This window comes from Agathobaculum sp. NTUH-O15-33 (genome assembly GCF_033193315.1).
GTDB classification, from domain to species: Bacteria; Bacillota; Clostridia; order Oscillospirales; family Butyricicoccaceae; genus Agathobaculum; species Agathobaculum faecihominis_A.
This window is the reverse complement of record NZ_CP136187.1, coordinates 2,305,992-2,324,068: the sequence shown is the minus strand read 5'-3', so window position 1 is coordinate 2,324,068 and position 18,077 is coordinate 2,305,992. Positions and strand designations below refer to the sequence as shown.

At 55.5% G+C, this 18,077-nt stretch carries 15 protein-coding genes and 1 tRNA gene; 14 read left to right on the top strand and 2 right to left on the bottom strand.

Features of this window, described 5'->3' with window-relative positions:
• Positions 1-132 precede the first annotated feature (132 nt).
• From ftsY to rpsU, 10 genes are all read left to right on the top strand, one after another.
• On the top strand, positions 133-1,059 hold the full coding sequence (gene ftsY / locus RWV98_RS11520) for a signal recognition particle-docking protein FtsY (RefSeq protein ID WP_280960713.1): 927 nt from the start codon (positions 133-135) through the stop codon (positions 1,057-1,059).
• A complete protein-coding gene (gene rph, locus RWV98_RS11515) occupies positions 1,060-1,782 on the top strand; it encodes a ribonuclease PH (protein ID WP_317860862.1) in 723 nt (240 codons plus the stop codon). It abuts the gene before it with no gap.
• A gap of 122 nt (positions 1,783-1,904) precedes the next feature.
• Entirely contained in the window at positions 1,905-2,555 is a 651-nt protein-coding gene (gene rdgB / locus RWV98_RS11510) for an RdgB/HAM1 family non-canonical purine NTP pyrophosphatase (RefSeq protein WP_317860861.1), read from the top strand.
• 124 nt (positions 2,556-2,679) lie between these two features.
• Entirely contained in the window at positions 2,680-2,979 is a 300-nt protein-coding gene (locus RWV98_RS11505) for a YhbY family RNA-binding protein (protein ID WP_280960710.1), read from the top strand.
• Positions 2,976-3,569, top strand: a complete 594-nt coding sequence (nadD, locus tag RWV98_RS11500; protein WP_280960709.1) for a nicotinate (nicotinamide) nucleotide adenylyltransferase — start codon at positions 2,976-2,978, stop codon at positions 3,567-3,569. The genes RWV98_RS11505 and nadD overlap by 4 nt, the downstream gene beginning before the upstream one ends.
• A gap of 42 nt (positions 3,570-3,611) precedes the next feature.
• Positions 3,612-4,199 carry a bis(5'-nucleosyl)-tetraphosphatase (symmetrical) YqeK gene (yqeK, locus tag RWV98_RS11495; RefSeq protein WP_317860859.1) on the top strand — a complete coding sequence of 196 codons (588 nt, stop codon included), beginning with the start codon at positions 3,612-3,614 and terminating at the stop codon, positions 4,197-4,199.
• Between the two features lie 19 nt (positions 4,200-4,218).
• Complete coding sequence (locus tag RWV98_RS11490) at positions 4,219-5,850, top strand: LCP family protein (protein ID WP_317860857.1); 1,632 nt, start codon at positions 4,219-4,221, stop codon at positions 5,848-5,850.
• A gap of 15 nt (positions 5,851-5,865) precedes the next feature.
• Positions 5,866-6,237, top strand: coding sequence for a ribosome silencing factor (gene rsfS / locus RWV98_RS11485; protein WP_317860855.1), 372 nt, complete (start codon positions 5,866-5,868; stop codon positions 6,235-6,237).
• Positions 6,238-6,356: 119 nt separating this feature from the next.
• A complete protein-coding gene (gene leuS, locus RWV98_RS11480) occupies positions 6,357-8,759 on the top strand; it encodes a leucine--tRNA ligase (RefSeq protein WP_317860853.1) in 2,403 nt (800 codons plus the stop codon).
• A 120-nt stretch (positions 8,760-8,879) separates the two neighbouring features.
• Positions 8,880-9,062, top strand: coding sequence for a 30S ribosomal protein S21 (rpsU, locus tag RWV98_RS11475; RefSeq protein WP_280960704.1), 183 nt, complete (start codon positions 8,880-8,882; stop codon positions 9,060-9,062).
• A gap of 625 nt (positions 9,063-9,687) precedes the next feature.
• On the opposite strand, the gene RWV98_RS11470 is transcribed toward rpsU, so the two are convergent.
• Positions 9,688-9,763: transfer RNA gene (locus RWV98_RS11470), tRNA-Pro, on the bottom strand.
• 279 nt (positions 9,764-10,042) lie between these two features.
• On the opposite strand from RWV98_RS11470, the gene RWV98_RS11465 reads away from it, so the two are divergent.
• Complete coding sequence (locus tag RWV98_RS11465; RefSeq protein WP_317860850.1) at positions 10,043-13,633, top strand: response regulator; 3,591 nt, start codon at positions 10,043-10,045, stop codon at positions 13,631-13,633.
• A gap of 251 nt (positions 13,634-13,884) precedes the next feature.
• Here RWV98_RS11465 and RWV98_RS11460 read toward each other — a convergent pair whose 3' ends face one another.
• A complete protein-coding gene (locus RWV98_RS11460; RefSeq protein ID WP_317860848.1) occupies positions 13,885-14,730 on the bottom strand; it encodes an AraC family transcriptional regulator in 846 nt (281 codons plus the stop codon).
• A 419-nt stretch (positions 14,731-15,149) separates the two neighbouring features.
• Between RWV98_RS11460 and RWV98_RS11455 the strand changes: the two genes are divergently transcribed.
• From RWV98_RS11455 to RWV98_RS11445, 3 genes are read left to right on the top strand one after another with little or no spacing between them, the layout of a single operon-like run.
• Complete coding sequence (locus RWV98_RS11455; RefSeq protein WP_317860846.1) at positions 15,150-16,166, top strand: Gfo/Idh/MocA family protein; 1,017 nt, start codon at positions 15,150-15,152, stop codon at positions 16,164-16,166.
• A 15-nt stretch (positions 16,167-16,181) separates the two neighbouring features.
• The gene (iolC, locus tag RWV98_RS11450; protein ID WP_317860844.1) at positions 16,182-17,183 is read left to right on the top strand and encodes a 5-dehydro-2-deoxygluconokinase; all 1,002 of its coding nucleotides are present in this window, start codon (positions 16,182-16,184) and stop codon (positions 17,181-17,183) included.
• Between the two features lie 16 nt (positions 17,184-17,199).
• Positions 17,200-18,075 (top strand): class II fructose-bisphosphate aldolase, encoded by an 876-nt coding sequence (locus tag RWV98_RS11445; RefSeq protein ID WP_317860842.1) that lies wholly within the window; start codon positions 17,200-17,202, stop codon positions 18,073-18,075.
• The last annotated feature ends 2 nt before the right edge of the window (positions 18,076-18,077 follow it).

The following is an 18,077-nucleotide window of genomic DNA, read 5'->3' as shown; positions in this document are numbered from 1 at the left end:
AGGAGGCGTTAGGCGTTAGCAAGTAGGAGGTGGGAGTTTGTGGTATCGTGCAAAGCACGATGATTGGATCGCCGCCAGTGGCGGCCACCGCAATTCCTAATTCCTAATTCCTAATTCCTAATTAGTGAAAGAATGGGTTTATTCGATAAGATCAAAAAGGGACTCGCCAAAACGAGCGACGCGGTCACGCGGTCGCTGGATCAGGTGTTTGCGGGCTTTGTCACGATCGACGACGATCTGCTGGAAGAACTGGAGGAGGCGCTGATTCTGTCCGACGTGGGCGCTGTCTCCGCCGCGAAAATCGTCGCGGAGGTGGAGCAGCGCGCCAAGCGTCAGAATGTGACCACCTCGCTGGAGCTGCGCTACGTTTTAAAGGACACGCTCACCGATATGATGCTGCCTAATCAGCCGCTCGATACGACGGGCAAGCCCGCCGTGATCCTAGTCATCGGCGTCAACGGCGTCGGTAAAACGACCAGCATCGGTAAGCTTGCCGCGCGCTATGTCGCGGAAGGCAAAAAGGTCATGCTGTCCGCCGCGGATACGTTCCGTGCGGCTGCTGCGGATCAGCTTGAGATCTGGGCGGGGCGCGCGGGCGCGGATATCGTCCGCCACGGGGCGGGCGCGGATCCCGCCGCCGTTGTGTTCGATTCGATCGCGGCGGCCAAGGCGCGAGAAAGCGATGTCATCATCGTCGATACCGCGGGCCGTCTGCACAACAAAGCCAATCTGATGAACGAGCTGGCCAAGATCGACCGCGTTATCTCCCGCGAACTGCCGACCGCCTCGCGCGAGACGCTGCTTGTGCTGGATGCGACGACAGGCCAGAACGCCGTGCATCAGGCGGAGGAATTTAACAAGGTCGCGAAGCTGTCCGGCATCGTGCTGACCAAGCTGGACGGTACGGCCAAGGGCGGTATCGTAGTGGCGATCTCGGCGGGTCTTGGCGTGCCGGTCAAGTTGGTCGGCGTGGGCGAAGGACTGGACGATCTGGTCGATTTCGACCGTTCGGCCTTTTTGGAAGCCATTCTGCCGCCGCTTGAAGGAGGAATATCATAAATGACACGTCCCGATGGAAGAACGCCGGGCGCCCTGCGACCGGTCAAAATAACGCCTCACTACACCATGCACGCCGAGGGTTCGGTGCTGATCGAAATGGGTAACACCAAGGTGATCTGCACGGCGAGCGTGGAGGATAACGTGCCGCCCTTTCTCACGGGCAAGGGCCTTGGCTGGGTGACGGCGGAATACGCCATGCTGCCCCGCGCCACAAACACGCGCAAAAAACGCGATATCAAGAGCTTAAAGCTGGACGGACGCTCGTCTGAAATTCAGCGCCTGATCGGCCGGAGCCTGCGCGCGGTGGTCGATCGCGCCGCGCTGGGTGAGCGCCAGATCACGGTGGACTGCGACGTAATCCAAGCGGACGGCGGCACGCGCTGCGCTTCGATCACTGGCGGCTTTGTCGCGCTGTGGTTGGCTTGCCAAAAGCTGCTGGAGGACGGCGTGATCGAAAAAATGCCGCTCACCGCTTCTGTTTCCGCCGTTTCGGTTGGTATTTTTGAAAACGAGGCCGTGATGGACTTGAACTACGCCGAGGATTCGCACGCCATCGTGGATTGTAACGTGGTGATGACCTCCAAGGGGGAGTTTATCGAGGTGCAGGGCACGGGCGAGGGCCGCCCGTTCACCGATGCGGAGCTAAAAAAGCTGCTCGCGCTTGCAAAACGCGGCTGCGCTAGGCTGAGCAAGGTGCAGCAGAAACACTTGGTAAAGAGGTAGGAGTTAGGAAGTAGGAGTTAAGAGTTTGCGGTATCGCGCAAAGCGCGATAAATCAAAATAAGCCGCCTTTGGCGCCCACCACAATTCTTAATTCCTACATCCAACTTCTCATGGAGGTTCGCATGAAGTTTATACTGGCTTCCCATAACAAAAACAAACTGCGCGAAATGGACGCTATTTTGCAAGAGCTTGGCATCGAGGTCAGCGCGCTGCCCGAAGGCGCGCCCGAGCCTGTGGAGGATGGCGACACCTTTGAGGAAAACGCGCTGATCAAAGCGCGAGCCGCGTGCGCGCTCACCGGTCTACCCGCGCTGGCTGACGATTCCGGGCTTTGTGTGGACGCGCTGAACGGCGCGCCCGGCGTCTATTCGGCGCGGTACGGCTCGGCGGAATATTTCGAGTACGCGGAAAAGCATGGGCTTTCGGTTGGTCTGGAGCCGCTGCCTCCCCATGCAAACGATAAGGAGCGCACGCTCCGGTTGCTGCGAAATCTCGCCGCCGTGCCGGACGGCAAACGACAGGCGCGCTTTGTCTCGGCAATCGCCTGCGTCTGGACGGACGGCCGGGAGCTGACCGTTCGTGGCGAATGCGAGGGCGAAATCGCCCGCCGTCTGGCGGGGGAGAACGGCTTCGGCTACGATCCGGTATTCTTTGTGCCGGATTATGGCTGCACCTTCGGCGAACTGCCGGCAGAGGTGAAAAACCAAATCTCCCACAGAGCGAGAGCGCTGCAAAAACTAAAAGAAAAACTAAATGAAATAGTTAGGAGTTAGGAAGTAGGAGTTAGGAGTTTGCGGTATCGCGCAAAGCGCGATAAATCAAATAAGCCGCCCTTGGCGGCCACCACAATTCCTAATTACTAACTACTAATTCCTAATTGATTAAGAGGAGAGCATTATGCTAACAACCAAGCAACGCGCGCAGCTGCGCGCGATGGCAAATACATTGCCCGATACGCTGATTATCGGCAAGGAGGGCGTGACCGACGCGGTCGAGCGTGAGCTCGACGTGCTGCTGGAAAGCCACGAACTCGTCAAGGGTAAGGTGCTGGAAAGCGCCATGCTCACACCGCGCACGGTATCCGAAGCGCTGTGTCAGGCTTGCCGCGCCAATCCGGTGCAGGTGATCGGCTCGAAATTTGTAATCTATCGCCCCGCGTCGGATAAGGACAAGCGGAAGATCGTCCTCGTCAAATGAGAACGGGCGTTTTGGGCGGCACCTTTAATCCGCCGCATTTGGGCCATTTAAACGCCGCGAAAAGCGCCAAGACCGCGCTTGGGCTGGAACGCGTGCTGTTTATCCCGACCAATATACCGCCGCATAAGGAACTGCCGGAGGACACCGCTTCGGCAGCCGACCGTTGCAAGATGGTGCGCCTGATGATCGAAGGGGAAAGCTGGGCCGAGCTCTGCGATATCGAGATCCGGCGCGGCGGCGCCAGCTATACCGTGGATACGCTGCGCTCGCTGCACGATCGTGGCGAGAGCGACCTGTTTTTGATCATCGGCACCGATATGCTTTTATCGTTCGATCGCGTTTGGCGCGCGCCGGATGAGATCGCGCATCTGGCCACGCTGGCCGTCTGCGCCCGCGAAGCGGATGACTGGAATAACCTGCGGGAAAAGGCGAAGGGCCTTCAAAGCAGCCTCGGCGCGCGCATCGAGCTGGTGCGCGGCGACGTACTCACCATTTCTTCGACCGAACTGCGGTGCGGCGGCGATCTGCGCCGCTATACCACGAACGCGGTCGCCGATTACATCGAGCGAAAACACCTTTACGGTTTTTAATATTTTTATTCGATGAAAAGACAGAAAGGCGGGTCAAAAGTTATGTTGTGCAATGACGAAATGAGAAAAGGAATACTCGCGCGTCTCCATGGGTACCGCTATGAGCATACGCTCGGCTGCGAGCGCGCCGCGATCTACCTAGCCGAACTTTATGGGGGAGACGTGGAAAAAGCGGCTTTCTCAGCAATCCTGCACGACATAACAAAGCATCTTTCTAAAGAAGAACAGTTGAATTTAAGTAAGAAATACGGTATAATACCCTGTAACGCTGAATTCTCCGAGCCAAAAATGCTGCACGGAAAAACGGCCGCCGCCATCGCAAAGGATGAGTACGGCGCGCCGCAGGATGTGTGCGACGCGATTGCCTGCCATACCACAGGCAAGGCGGGAATGAATGTGCTCGATAAGATACTCTATTTGGCGGATTATATCGAGGATACGCGCGACTTTCCCGGTGTGAAAAATGCGCGCGAACTCGCAAAAGAAGACATCGACCGCGCGCTGCTGTATTGCTTCGACCAAACGTTGATCGAGCTGGTGACGCGGGCCAAGCTGATCCACGGCGATACGATCGCCGCGTACAACGACTTGATCGCGCAGGGCGTCCGCTGGAGGGACGCGCAGGACTGAAACTGGAGGCAGGAAATCTTTGAAACTGTTTGGAGGCGGCGGCGGCCGCAAGAAAACGACAGGGAGCGGCTCGCCAAAGTCAGCTCCAAAAGCGGCCACTGGCACACATAAGACGGCGCCGAAGCCACAGGGCAAGGGCGGAAAGCCGGCAAAAGCCGGAAAAGGCGGCAAAGTAAAAACGCCGCTGACGAAAAATCAAAAGCGCAAACGCATCATCATCGCGGCGGTCATCGTGGCGGTGCTGTGCGTGGGTCTTGCAACTGCGGCGTGGATCTTTATCCGCCCGCCGGAAATCAAGAACGATCCCACCATCCATGATACCGAAAACGGAGACAAGGTGGATGTCAACGAGCTTTTAAACGCCGGCACGCGCGTGGACGATCTGTTTACCTTCGTCGTATGCGCGGTGGACGAGGATGAAACGCGAACGGACGCCATCATGGTCGCGCGCATGGATACCAAGAAAAAGACCATCAATATCATGAATATCCCGCGCGATACCATGTGCAACAACGGCTATTCGGGCGCGTCCCGTAAGATTAACGCGGCATACGGCATCAAGACCGGCGGCAAGGGCGGCAATATCGAGCAGACCAAGAAGGAAGTCGAACGTCTGCTTGGCTTTAAACCGGATAAGTATGTTGTCGTCAACTTTGACGGTATCGCCGCGATCGTGGACGCGATCGGCGGCGTAGATTACGAGGTGCCGTTCCGTATGCAGTACGACGATCCCTCGCAGGATCTGCACATCGACCTGTACGCCGGTATGCAGCACCTCAACGGCAAGCAGACGGTCGAGTTCCTGCGCTGGCGGCACTCGAACGACTATTCGATGCAGTATGAAACGGGCGATCAGGGCCGTGTGGAAAACCAGCAAAAGTTCCTGAAAAAGATCGCGAGCGATTTGTTCCAGATGAAGAACATCCTCAAGATCAAGGACATTTCGGACGCGATCTTCAATAACGTCAAAACCGACTTCACCGCCGGTCAGATCCTATGGATGGGCATGCAGGCGATGAATATCAAAAACGAGAATATCCAGTTCTTTACCCTGCCGGGCTATGGGCAAATGAGCACGGCGGGCAGCGACCCGGTCGCGTATTCATTCTATTTCCCGTATTATCAGCAAACGCTCGATCTGGTCAACCAGTATATGAATCCCTTTGCCGAGCCGATCACCACGCTGGACATGGTGGACGGACCGGAAAGCTATTCGGGCGGCGGACATGTAAGCACAGATCCGGGCGACGATTACGTTTGGCCTGATTCCGGCTCCAGCTCGGGCAGCGACAGCAACGAGGGCGGCTCCGGTTCCGGCGCGATCGATCCTGAGCAAGGCGACAGTAACGGATCGGGCGACGGCACGGGAACAGGCACAACGCCCGGCACGCCCACTACGCCGGGAACCTCTGACGGAGAAACCGGCGGCAGCACGGGCGGCGAGACCGGCGGCGGAGAAACCGGCGGCAGCACGGGCGGCGAGACCGGCGGCGGAGAATCCGGCGGCGGCACGGGCGGCGAGACCGGCGGCGGAGAATCCGGCGGCGGCACAGGTGGCGAGACCGGCGGCGGGGAATCCGGCGGCGGCAGCACGGGCGGCGAGACCGGCGGCGGGGAATCCGGCGGCGGTTCGATCGACCCGGAAGCATAAAACAATAAGTAAGGAGTGCATGAATTGACTGCACAGCAAACAGTAAAGGCGATCTGCGAAGCGCTTTTAGAAAAGAAGGGCAACGATGTCGAGGTGCTGCATGTAGAGCACCTGACCGAGCTGACCGAATATTTCGTCATCTGCTCGGCCTCCTCGAGCACGCAGGTCAAGGCGCTGGCGGACAACGTCGAATGGCGCCTAAAATATGACCATGAGACCCTGCCGCACCACATCGAGGGCTATGAATCCGCCCAGTGGATGCTGCTCGATTACGGCAGCGTGCTGGTCCATGTGTTCATGCCCGAAGCGCGCAAATTCTATAATCTTGAGAATTTGTGGAAGGACGGCACGCCCGTCTCGCTGGGATCACTCGGTATTACCGAGTGATCCCAGAAAATTAGTAATTAGTAATTAGAAATGAGTCATTCAAAAGCGGTAACGCGGACGAGCTCATATCATTACTAACTACTAATTTCTAATTACTAATTCATTTGGGGGAAATACCGTTGAAGTACGATCATAAACAAGTGGAAAAGAAGTGGCAGGACATCTGGGACGATGCGCACTGCTTCGAGGCGTCCAACAACTCTGATAAGGAGAAGTTCTACGCCCTCGTCGAGTTCCCGTATCCGTCCGGTCAGGGCCTGCACGTCGGCCATCCGCGTTCCTATACCGCGCTCGATATTGTGGCGCGCAAAAAGCGCATGCAGGGCTACAACGTGCTCTATCCGATGGGCTGGGACGCTTTCGGTCTGCCGACGGAGAACTACGCGATTAAAAACCATGTCCATCCGGCTGAAGTCACAAAGCAGAACATCGCGCGCTTCAAGAGCCAGCTGAAAAGCCTTGGCCTGTCGTTCGACTGGTCGCGCGAGGTCAATACGACCGATCCTGCCTACTATAAGTGGACGCAGTGGATCTTTCAGCAGCTCTTTAAAAAGGGGCTGGCCTATAAGAAGGAAATGAACGTGAACTGGTGCACCTCGTGCAAGTGCGTGCTGGCCAACGAAGAGGTGGTGGGCGGCACGTGCGAGCGCTGCGGCAGCGAAGTTGTGCATAAAAATAAGAGCCAGTGGATGCTGAAGATCACCGAGTACGCTCAGCGGCTGCTCGACGATCTGGACGAGGTCGATTATATCGAACGCGTCAAGACCCAGCAGCGCAACTGGATCGGCCGCTCCACCGGCGCGGAAGTCGATTTTACCACCACCGAGGGAGACAAACTCACTGTTTACACCACCCGCCCGGATACGCTGTTCGGCGCAACCTACATGGTCATTTCGCCCGAGCATCCGGCGGTCGAGACTTGGGCGGACAAGCTGAAAAATATCGACGCGATCCGCGTCTACCGTGAGGAAGCCGCGCGCAAGTCGGATTTTGAACGCACTGAGCTGAACAAGGAAAAGACCGGCGTCCGTTTGGATGGCGTGGCCGCGATCAACCCTGTCAACGGCGAGCAGATTCCGATCTTTGTGTCTGACTATGTGTTGATGGGCTACGGCACGGGCGCGATCATGGCGGTGCCCGCGCATGACGACCGCGACTGGGATTTTGCCAAGGCGTTTGACCTGCCCATTATCGAGGTGATTGCCGGCGGCAATGTGCAGGAAGCCGCGTTCACCGACGTGGAGACCGGCACGCTCGTCAACTCCGATTTCTTAAACGGCCTGTCCGTTGCGGAAGCGAAGCAGAAGATCATCGCCTTCCTGACTGAAAAGGGCCTTGGCCACGAAAAGGTTAATTTTAAGCTGCGCGACTGGGTATTCTCCCGCCAGCGCTATTGGGGCGAGCCCATTCCGCTCGTCTATTGCGAAAAGTGCGGCTGGGTGCCGGTGCCGGAGGATCAGCTGCCGCTGACGCTGCCGAACGTCGACTCCTACGAGCCCACCGAAAACGGCGAAAGCCCGCTTGCCAAGATGACGGATTGGGTGAACACGGTTTGCCCGCACTGCGGCGCGCCCGCCAAGCGCGAGACCGATACCATGCCCCAGTGGGCCGGTTCGAGTTGGTATTTCCTGCGCTATATGGACCCGCACAATGAGAACGCGCTCGCTTCCAAGGAAGTGCTTGAGTATTGGTCTCCGGTCGATTGGTACAACGGCGGCATGGAGCATACCACGCTTCACCTGCTGTATTCGCGCTTCTGGCATAAGTTCCTGTACGACATCGGCGTTGTGCCGACAAAGGAGCCGTATGCCAAGCGCACCAGCCACGGCATGATCTTGGGCGAGAACGGCGAAAAAATGTCCAAGTCCCGCGGCAACGTGGTCAACCCGGATGAGATCGTCGATGTATACGGCGCGGATACCATGCGCCTGTATGAAATGTTTATCGGTGATTTTGAGAAGGCCGCGCCGTGGAGTCCCAAATCCATCAAGGGATGCCGCCGTTTCTTAGAGCGCGTTTGGGCGCTTGCCGAAAAAGTACAGCCGGGCGACAGCTATTCCGCGCAGCATGAGGTGCTGATGCACCGCACGATCAAGAAGGTCGGGGAGGATATTGAAAACCTCAAGGCCAACACGGCGATCGCGGCGCTGATGAGCATGCTCAATGAGTTTGCGGATAAAGGCGTCAACATGGCGGAGTACAAAACGTTTCTGGCGCTCCTGAACCCCTTTGCGCCTCATATCACCGAGGAGCTGTGGCGGCAGATCGGCGGCGAGGGCTTACTCTCGGTCGCTCCGTGGCCGCAGTATGAGGATGCCAAGACCGTCGAGGACAGCGTGGAGCTGGCCGTGCAGATCAATGGCAAGCTCAAGGCTACTGTTAAGCTGCCGGTCGATTCCGACAAGCAGGCGGCCATCGACGCGGCTCTTGCCGAGGAGAAGGTACAGCGCGCGATCGAGGGCAAGGAAGTCGTCAAGCAGATCGTTGTGCCGAATAAGATCGTCAATCTTGTAGTCCGTTGATTTATGGGTTGACAGGAAGGCCAAAAAAAGATATAATATTCTTACGGTTCTATGCGCGGCATGTGCGCGCATGTCCGTGCAAAGCGTCTCCAAAGGGAACGCGCGGAGGGAGGGAAAACTGTGTCGGAAGTCCGCATCAAGGAAAATGAATCTATTGACAGCGCGCTGCGCCGTTTTAAGCGCTCGTGCGCTAAGGCGGGTACGCTTTCCGAGCTCCGCAAGCGTGAGCATTATGAAAGCCCGAGCGTCAAGCGCCGCAAGAAGTCTGAGGCTGCGCGCGCCAAGAAGAAAAAGTTTCGCTAATTAAAAAAAGCAGGTGCATGGTGCACCTGCTTTTTTCATGTCTATCCCGTTTTCTTCTCGGCAGAGCCCCTCGTAGCGGGTCGCGGGCGAAAGCGAAGAAACACCCCGCCCGGCTAAGAAGCCTCGCCGCAGGCGGGGATTCGTGCCATAAGGGGTGTTTCCGCGTTGCCACTATCTTATAAAATCGATATCTGTGTCCCCGTATTCTTCGCCCGTGAGCCCAGCGCAGCGGGTCGCGGGCGAAAGCGAAGAAACACCCCGTCCGGCTAAGAAGCCTCGCCGCAGGCGGAGATTTGTGCCATAAGGGGTGTTTCCGCGTTGCCACTATCTTATAAAATCGATATCTGTGTCCCCGTATTCTTCGCCCGTGAGCCCAGCGCAGCGGGTCGCGGGCGAAAGCGAAGAAACACCCCGTCCGGCTAAGAAGCCTCGCCGCAGGCGGGGATTCGTGCCATAAGGGGTGTTTCCGCGTTGCCACTATCTTATAAAATCGATATTTGTGTCCCCGTATTCTTCGCCCGTGAGCCCAGCGCAGCGGGTCGCGGGCGAAAGCGAAGAAACACCCCGCCCGGCTAAGAAGCCTCGCCGTAGGCGGGGATTCGTGCCATAAGGGGTGTTTCTGAGCTGGTCCGAGTGACAGGATTCGAACCTGCGGCATCCTGCTCCCAAAGCAGGCGCGCTACCAACTGCGCTACACCCGGATGTCCATGCTGTTTTGCACAAAATTTGCATTTCATGCGATAGAGCAATACTAATTTATTATAAAAGGCATTGGCTGGTTTGTCAATGCCTTTTATACAGCTTTTGTTAGGCATTCCCGCTAAAACCGTACAATAAAATCTCTAGGCCATATCTCTGCGAGATTGCATAGTAGACCGTTTTGAGATACCGTGCTATAATAAAAAGGACTATAATTTACCTGCGGCCTGCTTGATGCGGAATGGTCAGATATAGAACCGCCATGGGAAGGAAAAAAGAGAATGATGACACGAATCAGGGGAGTCAAGGATATTGTATGCGATTTTTGTAAAGCATGGTTTGAACAGCGCGATGCAGATGCGGCAATGGCACTTTTATCTGACGGGGTGACTTTCGTCGGCACGGGGAGGAATGAATTTGCCCGAGGCAAAGCGGCAATGGACGAGTACATTCGGCAGGACATTGCAGAAATGCCGGAACCGTTTGCATGCGAGCTGTCCGTGATAAATGAGCAGCGATTGACCGCGGATGTCGGCGGGATTTCCATGGAAATCGTGCTGCAAAATTCACAGTATACTTGGCATCTGCGCGGATTTTTCACCCTGCTCGGGGCGGAGGACGGAACGTGGAAAATCATCAGCTTTCATGTGGCCGAGCCGGGAAGCAGCCAGCGAGGGAGCGAGCACTACCCCCAAACGCTGGTGATCCAAAACATTGCCCAGCAAAGGCAGGAGCTGCTAAACGATTCGCTGCCCGGCGGTATGATGGGCGGATACATAGAAACGGGTTTTCCCTTTTATTTTATCAACCGGCAAATGCTCAGCTACCTCGGCTATGAAAACGAACAAGAATTTGTGACCGATATCGGCGGATTGGTTTCAAACTGCATGCATCCGGACGACCGTGTCTTGGTCGACGAACAGGTCGCAGCCCAGCTTGCAGAATCGGAGAGCTATGTCGTTGAATATCGAATGAAGAAAAAGGACGGCTCGTATATTTGGGTGCACGATCTGGGGCGCAGGATGACGGCTGAGGACGGCAGACCGGCGATCTCCTCGGTCTGCATCGATATCACGGCGCAGCGGCAGGCGCAGGACGAGGTGCTGCGGCTTTACAACAACATTCCTGGCGCTGTTTTCCGCTGCCGGTTCGACGCGGATTTTTCTGTGATCGACGCGAACGACGGCTTATTTGAGTTTATGGGCTATACCCGGGAAGAATTTGCGGCTATGGGCAACCGGATGTCCGCCGTGATCTATCCGGAGGATCTGGCGGTCATGACGGACAAGCTGCTCGCGCAACTCGAACACAGTAATACCATACGCAATGAAAACCGCCTGATCTGCAAGGACGGCGTGATAAAATGGATCGCGATAAAGGCGCAGCTCGTTTCCGAGCAGGCGGATGCAAAATATTTTTACTGCGTATTCGTCGATATCACAGAGGAAAAACAGATGCAGGAGCGAGTGCGGGAGCTCTATGAAAAGGAACTGGCTTATTTCGTAGAAGCTTCCTCCGCAGAGGGCAGCAATCAAGGGCGCGTCAATGTCACCAAGAACCGGGTAGAGAACTATGTTTCCATTTCCGATGTATCGATCGCGCAGATTGGGGATACCTATGACCAAACGATAGAAAATTTGGCGGCTTCCGCCCTCGAAGCGCAGGTGGGGCAGGAGATATTGCAGAATTTATGCCGCGACAAGATTTTGGCCGATTACGCTGTCGGAAAAATAGAGTATCATTTTGATTTTTTGCAAAAGCAAAATGACGGCAGCGTGTTTTGGAGCAACACAAGCTTTCGCTCTTGCCGGAACCCCGAAACCGGAGATATCATCATTTTCTTTTATACGTTGGACGTTACCGAGCAGAAGCTGCAGGAGCAGCTGCTCAATAAAATCGCACAGTTCGATTATGACATCATCACCGAGATCGATTTGCTGAAAGGCGAATACCGTCTGGTCGCCCATGATGATAACTGGAGCAAGAGCATCCCGTTTCAGGGCGGCTTTCAAAAAGAAGCCCGCCTGATCGCGGAACGCAGCATGGATGCTGCGGCCCGTGAAGAGTTTTTACGCAAAGTAGACTTTACCTACATGCGTAAGCAGCTTGCCGAGACCGATTCCTATACCTTTGTGCTGGAGGTGCAGGAAGAGCGCGGTCCACGAGTCAAGAAGTTTCAGGTGTTTTATGTCAATCAGGAGCTGCACCGTGTTTGTATGACGCGGGCCGATGTGACCGATATCGTCTTGCAGGAACAGCGGCAGAAGGAGGAGCTGGCCTCGGCTTTGGTGGCGGCAGAGCAGGCAAACGCCGCAAAAAGCGACTTTTTATCCCGCATGAGCCACGAGATCCGTACCCCCATGAACGCGATCATCGGCATGAGCACCATTGCTGCGCAGTCCATCGGGGATGATGAGCAGGTGGCGGATTGCATCTCTAAAATCGGGATCTCTTCGCGGTTCCTTTTGTCTCTAATCAATGATATTTTGGATATGAGCCGGATCGAAAGCGGCAAAATGCTGCTGAAAAACGAGAAAATCCCCACAGAGGATTTTTTAAACGGCATCAATTCCATCTGCTATTCACAGGCGGATACAAAGGGCGTGGATTATGAATGCATCGTAGACGCGGTGCTGGACGACTACTATATCGGCGACGCCATGAAGCTGCAGCAGGTGCTCATCAATATCCTGTCCAATGCGATCAAGTTCACCGGTGAAGGCGGCAAAGTGACGTTCTCCGCCGCCCTGCGCAGAAAGAATAAAAACGACGCCACCATTCGCTTTATTGTAAACGATACGGGCGTCGGCATGAGCGAAGAGTTTCTCCCGCATATTTTTGAACCGTTTTCGCAGGAATCCACGGGTACGACCGCGCTTTATGGCGGCACAGGTCTGGGGCTTGCGATCTCCAAGAACATCGTGGATATGATGGACGGCAAAATCACCGTGCGCTCGATCCGGGGCATCGGCACGGAATTTACGGTGGATGTAAAGCTTGGTATCACGGAGGAAGAAAAGCTGCGCCATCACCAGAAACTTCAGGATTGCAATTTCGCGCACCTGAAAACGTTGGTTGTGGACGATGATGTTGCGGTATGCGAAAGCGCCATCGTCACCCTGCGTGAAATGGGCGTTAAGGCGGAATGGGTGGACAGCGGCCGCAAGGCTGTCGACCGGGTCACGGAGCTCAGAAGCGCGGAACAGTATTACGATATGATCTTGATCGACTGGAAGATGCCGGAGATGGACGGTATCGAGACCGCCCGCCGGATTCGCGCCATTGTCGGGCCCGAGGTCACCATCATCATCATGACCGCCTATGACTGGATCTCGATTGAGCACGAGGCTAAGCTGGCGGGCGTCAACCTGCTGATGAGCAAGCCAATGTTCAAATCCTCCTTGGTTTCGGCATTTACCAAGGCGCTGGGTCACAAGGAAGCGCTGTCGCAGCCGGAACAAAACGTGGATTTTGATTTTACGGGAAAGCGCTTGCTTTTGGCCGAGGACAACGCCATTAATACCGAGGTAGCCGTGATGCTGCTGGAGGATAAGGGCTTTCAGGTCGACACGGCGGAAAACGGTCTGCGGGCGCTGGAAATGTTCAGTAAATCTCCGGAGGGCTATTACAGCGCGATCCTAATGGATATCCGCATGCCCTTAATGGATGGACTGACGGCTACCACCAACATCCGCCACCTCAGCAACGCGGATGCGGAAAGCATCCCGATCATTGCCATGACCGCGAATGCGTTCGACGATGATATCGAAAAAAGCAAGGCGGCGGGAATGAACGCGCATCTGGCAAAGCCGATCGATCCGAAACGGCTCTATCAAACCCTATACGACTTCATGAACCCGGAACAAGATTAAATATATGCAATCGCCTAAACAGCGCCATCCGCAAATGCGGATGGCGCTGTTTGGACTGTCGAAAAATATTTTGACAGTCTGTCGCAAGAGAAGCCGGTTTGTTAAAAGAGTGAGATACATGATCAATATCATTTAGTGAAGGGAAACGCATAGGAAAAAACAAGGGATTCACCGAGATCGTAGGGCGCGATTCCTTTTTATATGCGCCGCGGCGCGAAGAGGACTTTTTGATATGTAGGAAGAGGAAGCGGCTAATTATTCGCAGCAGGGGCCTTTTCGTGGCGGTACTTGCGGTATTCGCTGGGGCTCATGCCGACATATTTGATAAAAAGCTTACTGAAGTGGCTGGTATCGGCAAAACCTGTCCGCCCGGCGATATCGGTAATGCTGATACGGGTGCTCATCAGCAACGACTGCGCCTCGCCAATACGCCGTCGGATGACGTATTGAATCAGCGAATAGTTCAGATATTTTTTAAATAAATGCGACAGATGATAGGGGCTGATATAAAACAACGCGCTGAGCTGAGCCAAGGAAAGTTCCTCGGCGTAATGCTCATCGATATAGGCCTTGATCTGCCGCATGAGCGGCTCGTCTTTCTGTGGGTTTTGGCGCGGCCAGAAGGAGATCATTTGAAGCACGTTTTCCAGTAGACAAGTCAACAGGTGACGGCAAAGCAGGCGGTCGGTCTCGGAAAAGCCGTGAATATGCGCGCAGATCAGCTGTGTCAGCTTGACGATTTCACCGAACTGCGCGGGATGATGGAACAGCGAGGGCGAACCGGGCGCGATCAGGCAATTTTGAGGCAGCTCGGGAAGGTGCAGATCGGTCAGGCCGATGCAGGCGGTAACGTAGGGTTCGCGGTCGCACGGGATCTGATCGTGGATCGAACCGGCGTTGCAAATGATAATATCGCCGCTTTCGATCAGATAGCGTTCATCCTCCACACAGTAGATGCCGTGTCCGGATACGATCAGCAAGATCTCGAGGATACGGCCGTGCTTATGCATACAGTGGATGTGATTCGCGGCCGTGGTGTTATCGACATACAACAACTGTGGTAGCGTAAGATCTTTGCGCCAAACCATTGTCTCCATAAAACGACCTCCTTGAATCGCACAGAAACCGATATTTTTATGACACTTTGATGATATCAAATTTCAAAGCGCTAAAACAAGGTATAAAACGCAATAAAATGATAATTAAAAATTGTTGAGTATGCTATATTTATTGCTGTTTTGAGCGAAGACGCAAAACAGTACAACCACAGCAGATTGCAGACAAATGGAACGGGGCGTCAGTCGACGAACCGTTTTTTTTCTATCTGCAAGGGAAAATGCGCGGGGAAATGCGCAACAAAATACAAAGGCGGCCAAAATTAAATTAAAATTCCGTGAAAACAGAGCAGGATTTTTCCTTTCGCTAAACTGGCGGTTTCGCTATAATCATACCTAAGAAAAGTAAAGAAACGATAGAGAAACGCAGAACTTAGCAAATAGAGGAAAGGTGATGACAGATGAAAAAGGTAAAAGTCGGCATCGTCGGCCTTGGGCGGCTGGGCATGCGCCACGCAAACAACCTGATGTTCCAGATTCCGAACGCGGCGCTTGTCGCCGCGTGCAGCGTACGGCCCGAAGAGGCGGCGTTTGTAAAAGATAACTGGGGCGTCCCGTCCGTGTACACCGATTTTGATCAGTTCCTGACCAATATGGAAATGGAAGCGGTTGTGATCGTGTCCCCCTCGGGGCAGCATTGCGAGCAGATCGGCAAGGCGATGGCGCGCGGTCTGCACGTATTTTCGGAAAAACCGCTGGGCGTGGATGTGCCGCAGTGCAAGCAAGCGGAGCATGCGGTCGAGGCACACCCGGAGCTAGTGTTCCAGTTGGGGTTCATGCGCCGGTTCGACCCCTCTTACGCGGCGGCCAAGCAAATGATCCGCGAAGGCAAGATCGGCAAGCCGTTTTTAGTCAAGTGTACCAGTCTGGACCCGGATTCGCGCATCGACAGCTTTTTGCCATTCGCGCCAACGAGCGGCGGTATCTTCCGCGACCTGACCGTGCACGACATTGACTTGGCGCGCTGGCTGCTGGAAAGCGATGTAAAAAAGATCACGGCGGCAGGCGGCTGCTATAAATATCAGGAGCTTGCCGACTGCGGTGATGTAGACAACGCCGTGGCGCTGATGGAGTTTAAAAACGGCACGGTCGCCCTGTTTGATTCGGGCCGTATCGCGCCGCACGGTTCGCATGTGGAGACCGAGATACAGGGCACCGAGGGTATCCTGCGCATTGCGGTGGTGCCGGAGAAAAACCGCGTGCTCATCTACGACCACACCGGCGCGGTGCAGCAATGCACCGAGGATTTTCTGGAACGCTGGCGCGAGGCGTTCCTCAATGAAATGATCGAGTTTATCAACTGTGTCAGCGAAGGACGAAAACCTGAAGTAACGGTTTACGACGGCACCAAATGTACCGAAGCGACCTATGCCGCGACCGAGGCGCTGCGCGCAGGAAAAACGGTGGAGCTGAAATAAGGAGTGGAACTGCAAATGGATTTGCATTTTGAAAAGAACCGGCCCTTTGATGTGATCGCGCTTGGCCGTGTCGGTATCGACATGTATGCGAACGACGTGAACTGCCCGATGGAGGAAATCCGTAGCTTTTCGCCGCATATCGGCGGCTCGCCCGCCAATATCGCGATCGGCACGGCGCGGCTGGGGCTGAAAACCGGATTTATCGGCAAGATCGCGCCCGACGGCTTCGGGCGGTTCATCATCTCGCGTTTTCAGCAGGCCGGTATCGACACGCGCGGCATCGTGTACGACAAAACGGGTGCGAACACCCAGATCGCGGTGTCCGAAATCCTGAGTCCGGAAAAGGCGAACATCATCTTCTACCGCGACCGCGTGGCCGATCTGAATTTAGAGCCAAACGACGTCAACGAAAGCTACATCGCACAGGCGAAAATTTTGATGATATCAGGTACGGCGCTTGCGGGCAGCCCGTCGCGGGAGGCGGTGTTTGTCGCCATCGAATATGCGATCAAGCACAATGTGCGGATCATGATGGATATCGACTACCGCCCCTTTACATGGAAAAGCCGTGAGGAGACGGCTGTTTACTACAATCTTGCTTGCGAAAAATGCGAGATTCTGCTCGGCACGCGCGAGGAGTTCAATATGATCGAGGGCATCGTCTGTCCCGGCAACCGGGACGATCAGCGTACGGCCGATCGCCTGTTCCGGGAAAAGGCCAAGGTGATCGTCGTCAAGCACGGAAAGGCCGGCTCGGCAGGCTTTCAGGCGGACGGCGCGCGGTACCCGGGCTGTATTTATCCGGCGCGGGTGATCAATACCTTCGGCGCGGGCGATTCCTACGCCGCTTCCTTCATCAGCGGGCTGCTGGACGGCTGCCGCGTGGACGAGTGCATGAAACGCGGCGCGGCGGCGTCCTCGATCGTTATTTCGCGCAACGACTGCTCGGATTCCATGCCCACCCGCGCCGAGCGGGAGGAATATATGGCGGCCCATGAGGCCGTGCAAGGAGAATAAAGGAGGCTATGAAACCATGCTTACTCTGCCGAAAAATAAATTTCAACCTTTTTTCACCGATCTGATGACAAAGGCTGTACAGCAAAATCATATTTTTGCCGGGTTTAATGTGTTTTCGCTGGACGACGCATACGAGATTGTGAAGGCGGCGGAAAAAATAGGCGCGCCCGTCATGCTGATGGTGAACAAACTGGCCGTCGACCTGTTTCCGATCGAAATGTGGGCCGATGCACTCAATATGCTGACCCGGCATGCTTCGGTACCCGTTTGCGGACATCTGGACCATACGACCGATCTTACCGTGTTGGAACGCGCCTGCAAAGCGGGTTTTGATTCGGTCATGTTCGACGGCTCCCAGCTGCCGCTTGAGGAAAATATCCGTCAGACCCGGCAGGTGGTCGAGCTGGCGCACGGACTGGGCGTCGCGGTCGAAGCCGAGATCGGCGCGGTCGGCTACTCGGACGGCGCGGGCGGCGCGGCGTATCACGCCGCAAAGACCGATCCCGCGGAAGCGGGCCGCTTTGCGCGCGAGACCGGCGTGGATTGGCTGGCGGTATCCATCGGCAATGTGCACCGTATGGAAACGCAGGACGCGGTGATCGATTTCGACCTGCTGCATGAGATCGAGCGCGAGACCGAGGTTCCGCTCGTACTGCACGGTTCGACCGGCATCAAGGACGGGGACATGCAAACGCTGCTGCCAACGCACGTGACCAAAGTCAATATCGGCACCGCGCTGCGTATGGCGTTCGGCAACACGCTGCGGCAGGAGTTTGAAAAGGACGCGGCCGCGTTCGACCGTTCCAAACTGTTCCGGCTGCCTTTGCAGCGTATCCGGGAAGAGGCGGAAAAGAAAATGACCATGCTCGGCTGCGCGGGTATCATCAAGTAACG